The sequence below is a fragment of the Caulobacter sp. BE254 genome (assembly GCF_031457295.1).
Taxonomy (GTDB): domain Bacteria; phylum Pseudomonadota; class Alphaproteobacteria; order Caulobacterales; family Caulobacteraceae; genus Caulobacter.
In genome coordinates, this window is sequence record NZ_JAVDWJ010000004.1 from 150,737 (window position 1) to 165,415 (window position 14,679).

Annotated in this window: 13 protein-coding genes; 6 read left to right on the plus strand and 7 right to left on the minus strand. The window is 69.2% G+C overall.

Annotation, left to right across the window (positions count from 1 at the left end):
• Positions 1-112: 112 nt before the first annotated feature.
• Complete coding sequence (locus tag J2X41_RS09630) at positions 113-1,291, minus strand: NAD(P)/FAD-dependent oxidoreductase (protein WP_310081767.1); 1,179 nt, start codon at positions 1,289-1,291, stop codon at positions 113-115.
• A 65-nt stretch (positions 1,292-1,356) separates the two neighbouring features.
• On the opposite strand from J2X41_RS09630, the gene J2X41_RS09635 reads away from it, so the two are divergent.
• The 4 genes from J2X41_RS09635 to J2X41_RS09650 all read left to right on the plus strand — a co-directional run bounded on the left by J2X41_RS09635 (position 1,357) and on the right by J2X41_RS09650 (position 4,640).
• On the plus strand, positions 1,357-1,638 hold the full coding sequence (locus J2X41_RS09635; RefSeq protein ID WP_310081443.1) for a hypothetical protein: 282 nt from the start codon (positions 1,357-1,359) through the stop codon (positions 1,636-1,638).
• The gene (locus J2X41_RS09640) at positions 1,635-1,802 is read left to right on the plus strand and encodes a hypothetical protein (protein ID WP_310081445.1); all 168 of its coding nucleotides are present in this window, start codon (positions 1,635-1,637) and stop codon (positions 1,800-1,802) included. Before J2X41_RS09635 ends, J2X41_RS09640 begins: the two co-directional genes overlap by 4 nt.
• Before the next feature lie 109 nt (positions 1,803-1,911).
• Entirely contained in the window at positions 1,912-3,264 is a 1,353-nt protein-coding gene (locus J2X41_RS09645; RefSeq protein WP_310081447.1) for an Hsp70 family protein, read from the plus strand.
• A 155-nt stretch (positions 3,265-3,419) separates the two neighbouring features.
• Positions 3,420-4,640, plus strand: coding sequence for a glycosyltransferase (locus tag J2X41_RS09650; RefSeq protein WP_310081449.1), 1,221 nt, complete (start codon positions 3,420-3,422; stop codon positions 4,638-4,640).
• Here the strand turns inward: J2X41_RS09650 and J2X41_RS09655 are convergent.
• The 3 genes from J2X41_RS09655 to ppdK form a co-directional block, all read right to left on the minus strand.
• Positions 4,543-5,439, minus strand: coding sequence for a hypothetical protein (locus J2X41_RS09655; RefSeq protein WP_404979922.1), 897 nt, complete (start codon positions 5,437-5,439; stop codon positions 4,543-4,545). The genes J2X41_RS09650 and J2X41_RS09655 overlap by 98 nt on opposite strands.
• A gap of 12 nt (positions 5,440-5,451) precedes the next feature.
• Positions 5,452-5,928 (minus strand): heme-binding protein, encoded by a 477-nt coding sequence (locus tag J2X41_RS09660; RefSeq protein ID WP_310081453.1) that lies wholly within the window; start codon positions 5,926-5,928, stop codon positions 5,452-5,454.
• Positions 5,929-6,096: 168 nt separating this feature from the next.
• Entirely contained in the window at positions 6,097-8,784 is a 2,688-nt protein-coding gene (gene ppdK / locus J2X41_RS09665; RefSeq protein ID WP_310081454.1) for a pyruvate, phosphate dikinase, read from the minus strand.
• A gap of 283 nt (positions 8,785-9,067) precedes the next feature.
• Here ppdK and J2X41_RS09670 point away from each other — a divergent pair, with 283 nt between their 5' ends.
• Together J2X41_RS09670 and J2X41_RS09675 are read left to right on the plus strand one after the other, a co-directional pair.
• Positions 9,068-9,277, plus strand: a complete 210-nt coding sequence (locus J2X41_RS09670; RefSeq protein WP_310081456.1) for a hypothetical protein — start codon at positions 9,068-9,070, stop codon at positions 9,275-9,277.
• 64 nt (positions 9,278-9,341) lie between these two features.
• The gene (locus tag J2X41_RS09675; protein ID WP_310081457.1) at positions 9,342-11,009 is read left to right on the plus strand and encodes an ATP-binding protein; all 1,668 of its coding nucleotides are present in this window, start codon (positions 9,342-9,344) and stop codon (positions 11,007-11,009) included.
• A 4-nt stretch (positions 11,010-11,013) separates the two neighbouring features.
• Here the strand turns inward: J2X41_RS09675 and glyS are convergent, their stop codons facing one another.
• Genes glyS through J2X41_RS09690 form a run of 3 tightly spaced genes read right to left on the minus strand, consistent with a single transcriptional unit; the run spans position 11,014 to position 14,608 of the window.
• The gene (glyS, locus tag J2X41_RS09680) at positions 11,014-13,191 is read right to left on the minus strand and encodes a glycine--tRNA ligase subunit beta (protein WP_310081459.1); all 2,178 of its coding nucleotides are present in this window, start codon (positions 13,189-13,191) and stop codon (positions 11,014-11,016) included.
• Positions 13,191-13,709 carry a DUF2314 domain-containing protein gene (locus J2X41_RS09685; RefSeq protein ID WP_310081460.1) on the minus strand — a complete coding sequence of 173 codons (519 nt, stop codon included), beginning with the start codon at positions 13,707-13,709 and terminating at the stop codon, positions 13,191-13,193. The genes glyS and J2X41_RS09685 overlap by 1 nt, the downstream gene beginning before the upstream one ends.
• Entirely contained in the window at positions 13,709-14,608 is a 900-nt protein-coding gene (locus J2X41_RS09690; RefSeq protein ID WP_310081769.1) for a glycine--tRNA ligase subunit alpha, read from the minus strand. The genes J2X41_RS09685 and J2X41_RS09690 overlap by 1 nt, the downstream gene beginning before the upstream one ends.
• Between the last annotated feature and the right edge of the window lie 71 nt (positions 14,609-14,679).

Below are 14,679 nucleotides of genomic sequence, written 5' to 3' on the forward strand. Positions count from 1 at the left end.
TCGGGACGACGGAGGGGGGAGTACCACGGCCTCGACCGCAAGCCGGATCGACCAGCCTAAACTCCCCCCACCGATCGCTTCGCGATCGCCTCCCCCATGGGGGGAGGAACTTCTAAACCGCCTGCCCCGCGCACCATCCCGACGCCCAGGCCCACTGGAAGTTATAGCCGCCCAGCCAGCCGGTGACGTCCACCACCTCGCCGATGAAGTACAGGCCCGGAGCAGCCTTGGCCTCCAGGGTCCGTGAGTCCAGGCCGTCGGTGTCGACGCCGCCCAGGGTCACTTCCGCCGTCCGATAGCCTTCTGAGCCCACCGGCTTGAACGTCCAGGCGTTGACGGTCGCGGCCACGCCGCGCAGCAGCACGTCCGAGCAGTCGGCCAGATTGCCGTAGGCGCCGGCGTCCTCGGCGATCAGCTGGGCCAGGCGCTTGGGCAGGAGCTCGCCCAGCACCGTCGACAGGGCCCGCTTGGGCGTGGCCGTCCGGGCGGTGCGCAGGGCCTGGAACACGTCGACGCCCGGCGCCATGTTCACGCTGATCTCGCCGCCCTCGCGCCAGTAGGACGAGATCTGCAGGATCGCCGGGCCCGAAAGGCCGCGGTGGGTGAACAGCATGGCCTCGGCGAACTTGGTCTTGCCGCTGGAGACCACCGCGTCCAGGGCCACGCCCGACAGCGGCGCCAGGCGCTCCAGGGTCTTGACCTCGAAGGTCAGGGGCACCAGAGCCGGACGGGTCTCGACGATGTTCAGGCCGAACTGCTGGGCGATCTCGTAGCCCAGCCCGGTTGCGCCCATCTTCGGGATCGACTTGCCGCCGGTGGCGACCACGACCGAGCGGCAGGCGACCGGCCCGTTGGAGAAGCTGACGCGCCAGCCCTCCCCGTCCTTGGCCACACCCTTGACCTCGGTCTCCAGGCGCAGCGTCACGCCCGCCTGGTCCATCTCGGTCAGCAGCATCTCGATGACCTGCTTGGCCGAGCCGTCGCAGAACAGCTGGCCCAGGGTCTTCTCGTGGAAGGCGATGCCGTAGCGCTGGACCAGGGCGATGAAGTCGCTCGGACGATAGCGCCGCAGGGCCGAGACGCAGAACTTCGGGTTGGCCGACAGGAAGTTGGCCGGCGCGGTGTTGACGTTGGTGAAGTTGCAGCGCCCGCCGCCGCTGATGCGGATCTTCTCGCCGGGGGCCTTGGCGTGGTCGACGACCAGCACCTTGCGGCCGCGCTTGCCCGCCTCGATGGCGCACATCATGCCGGCCGCGCCGGCGCCCAGCACCACGACGTCGAAGTCTTCCAAGGCCAAGCCCTTCCTGTTGAGGGGCGTATCGACAGGAGGCGGGCGGGGAAGTCAATGCGGCGACATTGACGTCACGGCCGACCGGCGCGATCCTCCTCGCATGGCCGACGGCGCTGACGTTCATCTGGACCCCGAACGCGCGGCCAAGCTCAAGGCGGCGGCCGACTGCGGGCGTATCGCTCGAAACCTACGCTCTGCAGGCGCTCGACCAAGCCTTGGACGATGACTGGTCGGAAGCCCTGGCGGCGCTGGATGAGCACGACCGCACCGGCGTGTCATACGCCGCCGAAGACGCCATCGCCGAGTTTCGCGCGAACGTCGAGGCTGGACTCGCGAAACGCAAATGAGCCGTGAGGGCCGGCTGACCGCTCGGGCCAAGCACGACCTCTCTCGTCTTGAAGCTTTCCTGATCGCGAAGAACCCGGACGCGGCGCGGCGGGCCGTCGAATATCGCGTATCGGTTCGCACCGTCATCATCGCCCGGATCAAGCACGCCTTGGAACGTCCGTAGGTCATGCCGGCGCCAATTTCGCCCGGCATTGGGCTTTGAAAGCCCGCACCCTTGACGCCAGCGCCTGGAGGGTTAGGAACCCTGCCCTCCTCCCGCCCAGGCTTCTCCCATGACGTCCGCCGCCCCAGCGACGATCGGCCCGACGATCGGCCCGACCATCGGCATAGATTTCGGCACGACCAACACCGTGGTCTCGATGACCCATGGCGACGGTCCGGCCACGCTGGTCCGGTTCCCGACCGCCGGCGGCGACATCTTCGCCTTCCGCTCGGCCTTGAGTTTCCACGCGGTCATGGGCGCCAACGGCCGGCCCAACGAGCTGGTGACCGAGGCCGGCCCCTGGGCGATCGAGGCCTATGTCGAGGACCCGCTGGAGACCCGCTTCATCCAGTCGTTCAAGACCTTCGCCGCCAGCGCCGCCTTCACCGAGACCAAGATCCTCAACAAGCGCTATCTGTTCGAGGACCTGCTGGCCGATTTCCTGCTGAAGCTGAAGGCGCACGGCGGGGCGGCGATGGAGACCCTGCCGCCGCGGGTGATCGTCGGCCGGCCCGTCACCTTCGCCGGCGGCAATCCCGACGAGGCCCTGGCCCTGGCCCGCTACGAGGCCGGCTTCCGGCGGCTGGGCTTCACCGACATCCGCTACGCCTACGAGCCGGTGGGGGCGGCGTTCTTCTTCGCCCGCCAGCTGAAGCAGGACGCCACGGTGCTGGTCGCGGACTTCGGCGGCGGCACCAGCGACTTCTCGATCGTGCGGTTCGAGCGGGACGCCGGGAAGCTGCGCTCCACCGCCCTGGCGCGGTCGGGCGTCGGCCTGGCCGGCGACGCCTTCGACTACCGGATCATCGACCAGCTGGTGTCGCCGGAGCTGGGCAAGGGCAGCCTCTACAGGGCGTTCGACAATCGCCTGCCGATCCCTCAGCGCTACTATACCGCCTTCGCGCGCTGGGACCAGCTGGCCCTGCTGAGGGCCTCCAAGGACATGCGCGACATCCGCGCCCTGCAACGCACCGCGATGGAGCCCGAGAAGATCGCCCGGCTGATCGAGGTGCTGGACGACAACCACGGCTACGCCCTCTACCGCGCCGTCTCGTCGCTGAAGGAGGCGCTGTCGAGCCAGGAAGACGCCGTCTTCCGCTTCGAGGCCGGCTCGGTGCTGATCGAGAAGACCGTCCAGCGCGCCGATTTCGAGCGCTGGATCGCCCCGGAGCTGAAGGCCATCGAGACCGCGGTCGACCAGGCGTTGGAGCGCTCGGGCCTGGGTCCCGACGGGGTGGACCGGGTGTTCCTGACCGGCGGCAGTTCGTTCGTGCCGGCGGTCCGCGAGATCTTCGTGCGTCGCTTCGGGGCGGCGAAGATCGAGGGCGGCGGCGAGTTCGAATCCATCGCCTCGGGCCTGGCCCTGATCGGCCGCGAAGCCGACTTGGACCTGTGGAGCGAGAAGGCCAGGCTCCCCGCCTGAAGGCCGTGAAAGCGGCGCTGCGATTTCTCTCGCCGCCGCGACAAATCCGTTCCGGTCCCTCCGCGTCCGCGACGTCTGCTCTTTAGTGGAGCTTGGAGATCCGCGGTTCGTCCCGCGCCCGACGCGCCATCACGTCGAGGTCGGGGGACCGTAGGATGGGCGACAAGGCGCGCACGATCGCGATCGTGTTGCATGACCTGCCGTTGGGCGGGTCGGAACGGATCGCGGTGCGGCTGGCCAACCGCTGGGCGGCGCTCGGCCGCGAAGTGACCCTGTTCTGCGGATCGCGCCAAGGTCCATTGGCGCAGATGATCGACGCCGGGGTCCAGGTGGTCGAGGCCGATCCGCCCATTCCGCGCGGCCCGGGCTCGCGCAAGGCCCTGGGGAATGCGGCGGCCGCCTATGTGGCCCAACACCGGCCCGACATCCTGTTCGTGCCGGGCAACTATCACTGGCCGATCCTGCCGGCCATCGACGCCCTGCCCGCCGACCAGCGGCCGGGCGTCGTCGCCCAGATCGGCACCCCGCTCTATCGCCACGGACGCGGCGTCCTGGCCCAGATCCCCTACAACCTGAAGACCCGCCGCCAGCTGCGCGGCGTCGACCAGGCGATCTCGCTGTCGGACGACATGACCGAGGACGCCAACCGCGTCCTGGGGCGGCGCATTACCCAGCGCATCGCTCTTCCCGCCTTGGACGACGACGACCACGCCTTCACCCCGCCCCCGGAGGGCAAGACCATCCTCGCGGCCGGCCGGCTGGTGAAGGAGAAGGGCTTCGACATCGCCCTGCGCGCCTTCGCCCTGCTGGGCGATCCCGACGCCGAGCTGGTGATCGTTGGCGAAGGCGAGCGTCGGGCCGAGCTGGAGGCCCTGGCGGCCGAGTTGGGCGTGGCCGACCGCGTGCGCCTGCCTGGCTATGTTCCCGACATCCGCCCCTGGCTGGAGGCGGCCCGCGCCTTCCTGCTGACCTCCTGGTACGAGGGCTATGCGGCGGTCATCGTCGAGGCCCTAGGCGCGGGCCGGCCGGTGGTCAGCACCGACTGCACGCCCGCGGCCCGCGACCTGCTGAGCGACGGCCTCCACGGTCGCGTGGCTCGGATCGGCGACGCCGAGGGTTTGGCCGAGGGTCTGCGCCAGGTGCTGAACGCCCCCGCGCCGGACCCGGCCGCCCTGGCCCGTTCGGTCGCCAGCTATCGCATCGGCCCGATCGCCGAGGCCTATCTGCAGGTGTTCGACGCCGTCGTCGCCAAGCGGACCAGCCCGGCGACAAGGCGCTTCATGCCCTTCCCGGCACGCGCTTTTTCCATTCCCGCCGGACGTCCAGCGCCAGCGAGCGCGGCGAGACTTCGAAGCGTTTGGCGTCGATCAGCGTGACCGGCCCGGCGGCCGACAAGGTGTGGAACCCGTCGGTCAGCCGCCCGAAGCTGGACGGCGGCAGGATCGGTTCGTCGGCCTCGGCCTCGAAACGGTCGGGCGTCAGGGTGGTGACCCGCAGCGCCCGGATGGCGCCGCCATAGGTTCGCCGGCAATCCTGCATCGGCAGCACGATCGCGCCGTCGACCACGATCGGCGTGCCGCCCGGCCGTGAACTGGAGGAATCAAAGCGGACGGGATTGCCGGCGTGCGGGGTCCAGGGACCAGTGAGCGTCTCGGCCCAGGCCAAGTGCAGGGCGCTGACCTTCTCGGCCTTGGTCGTGGCCGGGGTGTAGAACAGCCACCACAGGCCGTCGTGGAACACGGGGGTGGCGTCGATGGCCACATGGTCCAGTTCGATCGCCTGGACCGGCGCCCATTTCGTCGGGAAGTCCACGGCGCGATACAGGGTCAGCCGCCCGGACTTGTGCGCCTCGGGCAGCATGTAGGTCTCGCCGTCCGCCTCGAGGATGAACGGGTACGACAGGTGCCAGGGTTCCTTGAGCGCGGGCCGGCGCTCCAGCAGGTTCAGGTCCACGTCGAAGGTCAGCACCTCGATGGCGCCGACGCGGTCGCGATAGTCGTAGATCTCGACGAAGACGTGGAGCCGGCCATCGCGCCAGACGCCCATCGGGTCGGCCAGGAAGCACAGCGGGCCCGGATCGGGGATCCAGGACACCGGATGCTCGGCCAGCGCCCCTGGTTTCAGCAGCTCCGCCATCGGCGCGCGGACTAGGCCGACGCGCCACATGTCCTTCACCAGGCCCAAGGCTCAGTTCACCTGGCCGGCGAACCTGGCCAGGGCCTCGCGGGCGCAGGCGTCGGCGGTCTCGTGCGAGGTGTCGGCCACGGCCAGGCCGCCGACCAGCTTGCCGCCCATGTGCAGGGGCAGCGATCCGCCGTGCGGATTCAGCCGCTCGGGCTCGGCCTTGATCAGGGCGGCGAAGGCGGGATCGGCCTTCTCACGGGGCTCCATCACGCTGCCGGGCGCGTCGAACTGGACGGCGGTGGCCGCCTTGCGCGGGGCGGCGACCGGCGGTTTGGGGCTGGCGGGGGCGCGCAGCACGACCAGCGGATTGCCCTTGTCGTCGACCACGCTGGCGCTGACCGCCGCGCCCTTGGCCGCGCAGGCGTCGACCGCGGCGCGGGCCAGGTCGATGGACAGCGGCAGGTCGAGCGCGGGGGCGGTGGTCTGACCGAAAGCCGGCGTCGCGGCCAGCAGCGCGCTCACGATCATGATCCGCTTCATTCTATCCTCCGCTCATCCCGGCGAACGCCGGGACCCAAGCCGAGTCTGGAGTAGCGTGCGGCGCTCAAACGGCCAAGGCCGCTTGGGTCCCGGCGTTCGCCGGGATGAGTGGGAAAGAGAGGTTGGCGGACCGAAAAAGGGGCTCGCGAACGAGCCCCTTCTGCAAGATCAGCCCTTGTTGGCCAGCGCCGCCTGGGCGGCGGCCAACCGCGCGATCGGCACGCGATAGGGCGAGCAGGACACGTAGTCCAGCCCGACGCTCTCGCAGAACGTGATCGAGGCGGGATCGCCGCCGTGTTCGCCGCAGATGCCCAGCTTGACGCCCGGACGGGCCGCGCGGCCGCGCTCGGCGGCGATGCGGATCAGGTCGCCGACGCCGTCCTGGTCGAGGCTGACGAAGGGGTCCTTGTCGAAGATGCCCTTGTCGATATAGGCGCCCAGGAACTTGCCGGCGTCGTCGCGGCTAATGCCGAAGGTGGTTTGGGTCAGGTCGTTGGTGCCGAAGCTGAAGAACTCGGCGTTGGCGGCCAGGTCGCCCGCCCGCAGGGCGGCGCGCGGCAGCTCGACCATGGTGCCGACCGTGTACTGCAGATCCACGCCCTGCTCTTCCAGCACCGCCTTGGCGGTGCGGTCGGTCAAGTCGCGCAGGTACTTCATCTCCTCGCCCTTGGCGACCAGCGGGTGCATGATCTCGGGGATCGGCGCGACCTTGCCGGACTTGGCGATGTCGCAGGCGGCCTCGATAATCGCCCGGACCTGCATCTCGTAGATCTCGGGATAGGACACGCCCAGGCGGCAGCCGCGGTGGCCCAGCATCGGGTTGGTCTCGTGCAGCTCCTTGGCCCGTTGCATCAGCTTCTGGGCGTCCAGGCCGGTAGCCTGCGCCACCGCCACGACATCTTCCTCCGTGTGCGGCAGGAACTCGTGCAGCGGCGGGTCGAGCAGGCGGATGGTGACCGGCAGGCCTTCCATGATCGTGAACAGCTCGACGAAGTCGGCCTTCTGGAAGGGGGCGATCTTGGCCAGGGCGGCGCGGCGGCCGGCCTCGTCGTCGGCCAGGATCATCTCGCGCACCGCGGCGATCCGGGTGTCGTCGAAGAACATGTGCTCGGTGCGGCACAGGCCGATGCCCTCGGCGCCGAACTGGCGGGCGGTCTTGGCGTCCAGCGGGGTCTCGGCGTTGGCGCGGACCTTCATGCGGCGGGCCGCGTCGGCCCACTCCATCAGGGTGGCGAAGTCGCCCGTCAGCTCCGGCTCGATCATCTTGGGCGAACCGACCAGGATCTCGCCGGTCGAGCCGTCGATGGTGATGGTCTCGCCGGCCTTGAACTCGCGGCCGCGCACCCGGAACAGGCCTTCCTTGGGGAAGATCGACACGTCGCCCGCCCCGCTGACGCAGGCCCGGCCCATGCCGCGCGCCACAACGGCGGCGTGGCTGGTCATGCCGCCCCGGGCCGTGATGATGCCCCGCGCCGCGTGCATGCCGTGGATGTCCTCCGGCGAGGTCTCCTCGCGCACCAGGATCACGGCTTCGCCGGCGGCGGCGGCCTTCTCGGCGGCGTCGCTGTCGAAGACGATCTTGCCGGTGGCCGCGCCGGGCGAGGCCGGCAGGCCCTTGGCGATCAGCTCGCGATGGGCGGTCGGGTCGATGGTCGGGTGCAGCAGCTGGTCCAGCGAGGCCGGCTCGACGCGGCCGATGGCCTCCTCGCGGCTGATCACGCCTTCGGCGGCCATGTCGACGGCGATCTTAAGGGCGGCCTTGGCGGTGCGCTTACCGCTGCGGGTCTGCAGCATGTAGAGCTTGCCCTGCTCGACCGTGAACTCGATGTCCTGCATGTCGCGGTAGTGGCGCTCCAGCGTCTCGACCACGGTCTTGAACTGCTGGAACACCTCGGGCATGGCCTCTTCCATCGAGGGAGCGGTGTCGCCCATCTCCTCGCGGGACGCCTTGGTCAGGGACTGCGGCGTGCGGATGCCGGCCACCACGTCCTCCCCCTGGGCGTTGATCAGGAACTCGCCATAGAGGCGGCCGTCGCCGTTCGACGGGTTGCGGGTGAAGGCCACGCCGGTGGCCGAGGTCTCGCCCATGTTGCCGAACACCATCGACTGGATGTTGACGGCGGTGCCCCAGGCCTCGGGGATGTCGTGCATGCGGCGATAGAACTTGGCCCGGTCGTTCATCCAGCTGGCGAACACCGCGCCGACCGCGCCCCACAGCTGCTCCTGGGCGTCCTGCGGGAAGGGCTTGCCCAGCGCTTCGCGCACCGCGGCCTTGTAGTCCTTGATCACCGCGGCCCAGTCGTCGGCGGTCAGGGCCGTGTCGACGGTGACGTCCAGCCGGTCCTTGTGGTCGTCGAGGATCTCCTCGAACATGTGGTGCTCCAGGTCGAGCACGACGTTGGAGTACATCTGGATGAAGCGGCGATAGCTGTCATAGGCGAAGCGCCGGTCGCCCGACAGCTGGGCCAGGCCTTCGACGGTCTCGTCGTTGAGACCCAGGTTCAGGACGGTGTCCATCATGCCCGGCATCGAGGCCCGGGCGCCCGAGCGCACCGAAACCAGCAGCGGGTTCTTCACGTCGCCGAACGCCTTGCCGGTCAGTTTCTCGACCGTCGCCAGGCCGGCGTTCAGCTGGTCCTTCAGCTCGGCGGGGTACTGCTTGCCGTTGGCGTAGTAGTGGACGCAGGCCTCGGTGGTCACCGTGAAGCCCGGCGGCACCGGCAGGCCCAGGGACGACATCTCGGCGAGATTGGCGCCCTTGCCGCCCAACAGATTCTTCATCTTGGCGTCGCCGTCGGCGCCGCCTCCCCCGAACGAATAGACCCATTGCGTCTTGGTCAGCGTATCAACCGGCATATCTTGTTCACCCTGCGATAGTGAAAAACCGGCGGTTCTCTGGTTGGAACCGTCCTGGCCTGGGACAATGAGCTTAACGCCCATCCCGCACTGCAATATCCGGGCGTTCAGTAGCACCTTGTCAAAGAAGCCGTCCACCGACGGATTGCGGTTCGCAGTCTAAACTGAAAATTCGGCAAAATCTTCCAATGACAACGTTGTCCTGATCGAGATTTGCGCGAACGCTTGATGGAATGAACACCGCCGCGAGTCTTGGGACCGGTGGCATGGGCCCCGTCTCGCCATGGTGAAGCTAGGGTTCGCGCCGTTTCTGGAACAGGTCGATGGTCATCCGCAGGGCCATGACGCCGACGGCCCGGGCGTCCTGATCGCCGCCGGCGCGGTGGATTCGTTGCAGGTCGGGCTGCAGGGCGAAACGGCCCAGTTGGTCTCCCTGGTCGGCCGTTTCAGGATCGGCGGCGGCGAACGCCAGGACCTGCGCCGGGCCGGCTGAAGCGCCGCCGCGGCCAAGCGCCGCGCCCGGCTTCACCGGCCCGCGAATGCGCTAGGATCGCGGCATGACGTGGCTCAACCCTCCCTCCGTGACGCGCGGCGTGCGATCCCTGCACTGGATCGTCGGCGCGGCCGTCGTCTTGGTGGCCGTCTCGGTGCTGGGCGGCCTGGCCCTGATGCTGTTCGCCGCCCAGTCGCTGGACCGCCTGGAGAGCCAGGACGAGCGTGAGCTGGTCCAGCGCACGATCCAGCGCGACCTGCAGCGCATGGCCCGCGAACTGACCTCGGCCACGGTCTGGGACGACGCCGCCAAGGCCATGGGCCCGCCGGTCGACATGGCCTGGGCCGACGTCAATTTCGGCGAGTACTATCACCAGTATTTCCAGCATGACCTGACCTTCGTGGTCCGCGACGGCCAGGTGACCTACGGCTCCCTGGCCGGGGCCCGGGTGTCGGCCAGCGCCCTGGGCGCGCTGCCGGACGACGCCAAGCCGCTGATCGCCCGCGTCCTCGCCAAGGCGACCGCCGCGCACAGGGCCAAGCGCTTCAGCCTCGAAGGCTCGACCACCGACTCCGGCCTGGTGCGTTCGGGCGACGAGATCTACCTGGTGGTCGCCGCCGACGTGATCGCCGAGACCGCCCCGCTGGCGGCGCGACAGCAGGCGGCCTCGCCCGCGATCGCGGTCACCGCCCGCCGGGTCAGCACGGCCTATACCCGCGGCCTGCAGAAGGACCTGGGCATCGAGGGGCTGGTCCTGGTGGCCGAAAGCAAGGCCAGCGACCACAGCGTGCCGCTGCACGACATCAATGGACAGCCGATTGGCGGCTTCGCCTGGCCGGCCCGCGATCCTGGCATGTCGCTGCTGAAGGCTGGCGCGCCCTGGATCGTCCTAGTCTTCGCCGCCCTGGTGGTGGCCGCCCTGATCCTGTTCCTGCGCGTCACCGACACGCTGAACAAGCTGTCCGCCAGCCGCAGCGCGCTGATCGCGGCCAAGGAGGAGGCCGAGGCCGCCAACGCCGCCAAGACCCAGTTCCTGGCCAATATGAGCCACGAGATCCGCACGCCGCTGAACGGCGTGCTGGGCATGACCCAGGTCATGCAGGCCGACCAACTGCCGGACCGCCAGCGCGACCGCCTGGACGTGATCCACCATTCCGGCCAGGCGCTGCTGGCCCTGCTGAACGACATCCTCGACATGGCCCGGCTGGAGAGCGGCGGCGTGCGCCTGCGCGCCGAGCCGTTCGACCTGGAGATCCTGGTGGAGGCGACCTGCGCCCTGTTCTCGGGCGCGGCGGCCAACAAGGGCATCGCCCTGACGTTTGCGGTGGCGCCCGGCTGCGAAGGCGCCTGGATCGGCGACCCGATCCGCCTGCGCCAAGTACTGGGCAACCTGGTCGCCAACGCCGTCAAGTTCACCCACCACGGCTCGGTGCGGATCGAGGTCCTGGCCTCCGACACCGGCCTGCGGTTCGAGGTGCGCGACACCGGCGTCGGCATCGCGCCGGAGCACCGCCCGCGCCTGTTCAAGATCTTCTCGCAGATCGACGGCTCCTCGACCCGCGCCCACGAGGGTTCGGGCCTGGGCCTGGCGATCAGCCACGACGTGGTCGCCCTGATGGGCGGCGTGATCGGCGTCGACAGCACGCCCGGCGCCGGCTCGACCTTCCACTTCGACGTGCCCCTGCGCCGCGCGCGCAGCGAGCGGCCGACCCTGAGGGTGGTGGGCGGTTAGGCCCCTATCCGCCCACCAGCGAGAAGTCGGCGACCTGGCCCATGGCGTCGCGGACGGCGGCCAGGGTCTTCAGGCGGTTGTCGCGTTCGGCCGGAACCTCGGAATTGACGAACACCCCGTCCAGGAAGGCGTCGACCGGGCCGCGCAGGCCGGCCAGCTCGCGCATGGCGGCGGTGAAGTCCTCGGCCGCCAGGGCGTCGGCCAGCGGCTTTTCGATCATCCGCAGGGCGTCGTGCAGCTGCACTTCCGGGGCCGAGGCGTCGGGCAGGATCTCGCGGCCGCCTTCAGCCTTCCAGCCCTTCTTCTCCTCGGACTTGAGGATGTTGGAGGCGCGCTTGTAGCCGGCCAGCAGGTTCTTGCCGTCGTCGGTGGTCAGGAATCGGTCGAGGGCCTCGACCCGGGCGACGATGCGCACCAGATCGTCGTCGCCGAGCGCGAACACTGCGTCGACGAGGTCGTGGCGCTTGCCTTGGTCCTTGAGGGTGACCTTCAGGCGGTCGGCGAAGAAGGCGAGCAGCTCACGGATGCCCTTCTCCGCCTCTGGATCACGGGATCCAGCGGCCTCGACAGCCTCATCGGCGCCGGAGAAGGTAATGCCGACGGAACGCTTGGTAATAATGCCATCGACCTGCGGGAGCTTCGCCATGGCAGCGCGCTCACGAGCCTCTGAAGCGAAGATCCAGGCGACAACCAACTCGCGTGTCAAAGGCAGCCTGACTCCGGCCAGGATGATCCGGATCACGCCCAGCGCCGCCCGCCGCAGCGCATACGGGTCCTTCGACCCCGTCGGCTTCTCATCGATCGCGAAGAACCCGACCAGCGTGTCCAATTTGTCCGCCAGCGCCACGGCCACGCTCAGCGGCGCGGTCGGGACCGCGTCGGAGGGGCCTTGCGGCTTGTAGTGGTCGCGGATGGCGTCGGCGATCTCGGGGTCCAGGCCGGCGGCGCGGGCGTAGTAGCCGCCCATCAGGCCCTGCAGTTCCGGGAACTCCCCGACCATCTGCGAGGCCAGGTCCGCCTTGGCCAGCCGCGCGGCCTCCTTGGCCTTGGCCACATCAGCGCCGACCAGGGGCGCGATCTCGCCGGCCAGGGCGACGATGCGCTCCACCCGCTCGGCCATCGTCCCGAGCTTGGCGTGGAAGGTCACGCCGTTCAGCTTCTCCAGCCACGGCTCGAACCCGACCTTGACGTCCTCGTCCCAGAAGAACCGGGCGTCGGACAGGCGCGAGCTCAGCACCTTGGCGTTGCCCTGGGCGATCACGGCGCCGCCGTCGGCCGACTGGACGTTGGCGATGGTGATGAAGTGCGGGGCCAAGCCGCCCGTCGCCGGGTCGCGGACCGCGAAATACTTCTGGTGGGTGCGCATCGAGGTGCGGATCACCTCGCCCGGCAAGTCCAGGAACGCCGGGTCCATGTCGCCCAGCACCGGGGTCGGCCATTCGGCCAGGCCGGCGACTTCGTCCAGCAGGCCCTGGTCTTCGACCAGTTCGAGATTGCGCGCGAAGCACAGGGTCTTGCAGCCTTCCAGGATGCGCGCCTTGCGCTCCTCGACGTCCAGCACCACGAAGTGCTCGGCCAGGCCCTTGGCGTATTCGTCGAAGTCGCGAACCTTGAACGGCTGGCCGCCCCAGCCGTAGCCGACGCGCATGAAACGGTGGCCCTCGGTGACGTCGCCGGCCTCGATCCCCTCGATGGCGAACGGCACGACCTCGCGGTCGAACACGCAGAGGATCCGCTTCAGCGGCCGCACCCAGCGCAGCTTGCTCGTTCCCCAGGTCATCGACTTGGGCCACGGGAAGCCGCGGATGATCGCCTCGACCATCTCTGCGACGATCTCTGTGGTCGGGCGGCCCTTCTTGTCGAGGAAGGCCATCCACACGCCGTCGCGCTCGACCAGCTGGTCCTGGGTCAGGCCCGCCTTGCGCAGGAAGCCTTCCAGGGCTTGCGGCGGGGCGCCGACGCGGGGGCCCTTCAGCTCTTCCTTGCGGTCGGCCTGGGCGACCGGCAGCCCCTCGACCACCAGGGTCAGGCGGCGCGGGCCGGCGAAGGTCTTCAGCGCCTCGGGCAGGAAGCCGGCGGCGGCCAGGTGCTCGCGCGCCATGCGCTCCAGGTCGCGCGCGGCGCCGGCCTGCATGCGGGCGGGGATCTCTTCGGAGAACAGTTCGAGAAGCAGTTGGGGCATCAGGATGCGTCGGACTCGACAGGATTTTCGGAAAGCATCGCGCGCACCTGGGCCGCTTCGGCGGGGTCGATGTGCTTGACGACGACGCGGGTGGTGTAGTGGCCGTAGAGCTTGCCGTTCTTGGCGTAGGCCCAATCGGAGATTTGGGACTCGGTGAAGCTGACCGGCGAGCCCAGCTTCAGGCCCGGCAGGTTGTCGGGATCGTTGGCCAGGCGGCCCGTGATCTTGTCGCCCTTGGCCTCAATGTCGGACACCCAGATGTGCTCGTGGCCGTTCGAGGTGGCCAGGCCGACCTTGAGCGACGACGCCTCGTCGGGCTTGGCCTGGAGATGCTTCCAGAACACCGGCAGGGTCTTGCGGGCCGCGGCGATGGCGGCGTTCATCTCGGCGTCGTCCTCGCCGAAATTGACGACCTTGTCCTCGGCGGCGGCGTCCTGCCCCTGCGAAGGCGCGGTCTGGGCCGGTTCGCAGGCGCCCAGCGCCAGGGCGGCCAGCCCCACGCAGATCAGGGCGCGCATCACGCGGCTTCCTGCTGTTCGACCCAGGCGCTGGCGCACAGCTTGCAGAGGTCGCGGATGCGGCCGATGTAGCTGGCGCGCTCGGCCACGGCGATCGCGCCGCGGGCGTTCATCAGGTTGAACAGGTGGCTGGCCTTGAGGACCATGTCGTAGGCGGGCAGCACCAGGGCCTTGCCCTGGTAGGACCGGGCCAGCATCAGCGGCACCTGCTGCTCCATGTCCTCGAACTGGCGCTTGAGCACGGCCACGTCATAGCCGTGGAAATTGGCTTCCGACTGCTGGCGCTCGTTCTCCAGGAATACGTCGCCATAGGTCAGGTGGCCCAGCGGCGCGTCGGGATCGTTGAACGGCAGGTCGTAGACGTTGTCGACGCCGAACACGTACATGGCCAGACGTTCCAGGCCATAGGTCAGCTCGCCGGCCACCGGCGAGACGTCCAGCCCGCCCACCTGCTGGAAGTAGGTGTACTGGCTGACTTCCATGCCGTCGCACCAGACCTCCCAGCCCAGGCCCCAGGCCCCGACGGTGGGGTTCTCCCAGTCGTCCTCGACGAAGCGAATGTCGTGGGTGCGCAGGTCCAGGCCGATGGCTTCCAGCGACCCCAGGTACAGATCCTGCATGTTCGGCGGGTTCGGCTTCAGGATCACCTGGTACTGGTAATAGTGCTGCAGGCGATTGGGGTTTTCGCCATAGCGGCCGTCGCCCGGGCGGCGCGAGGGCTGGACGTAGGCCGCGTTCCAGGGCTTGGGCCCCAGGGCGCGCAGCACCGTGGCCGGGTGCAGCGTCCCCGCGCCGACCTCGACGTCGTGCGGCTGCAGGATCACGCAGCCCTGGGCGCTCCAATAGTCGTGGAGCGTCAGGATCAGGTCTTGGAAGGACTTGGGTTTGGAAGACATCAGGGTCCGAACAGGGCCAGAAAAAAGTCGGCGGACCATAGGGCCCGCCGACTGGCGCTTCAAGCAATGTTGGA

Bases quoted from the DNA above. Each gene is read 5' to 3' on its own strand.
- J2X41_RS09675 (WP_310081457.1), top strand. From the start codon at position 9,342: ATGACGTGGCTCAACCCTCCCTCCGTGACGCGCGGCGTGCGATCCCTG.
- J2X41_RS09650 (WP_310081449.1), top strand. From the start codon at position 3,420: ATGGGCGACAAGGCGCGCACGATCGCGATCGTGTTGCATGACCTGCCG.
- J2X41_RS09670 (WP_310081456.1), top strand. From the start codon at position 9,068: ATGGTGAAGCTAGGGTTCGCGCCGTTTCTGGAACAGGTCGATGGTCAT.
- glyS (WP_310081459.1), bottom strand. From the start codon at position 13,191: ATGCCCCAACTGCTTCTCGAACTGTTCTCCGAAGAGATCCCCGCCCGC.
- J2X41_RS09645 (WP_310081447.1), top strand. From the start codon at position 1,912: ATGACGTCCGCCGCCCCAGCGACGATCGGCCCGACGATCGGCCCGACC.
- ppdK (WP_310081454.1), bottom strand. From the start codon at position 8,784: ATGCCGGTTGATACGCTGACCAAGACGCAATGGGTCTATTCGTTCGGG.
- J2X41_RS09640 (WP_310081445.1), top strand. From the start codon at position 1,635: ATGAGCCGTGAGGGCCGGCTGACCGCTCGGGCCAAGCACGACCTCTCT.
- J2X41_RS09685 (WP_310081460.1), bottom strand. From the start codon at position 13,709: ATGCGCGCCCTGATCTGCGTGGGGCTGGCCGCCCTGGCGCTGGGCGCC.
- J2X41_RS09660 (WP_310081453.1), bottom strand. From the start codon at position 5,928: ATGAAGCGGATCATGATCGTGAGCGCGCTGCTGGCCGCGACGCCGGCT.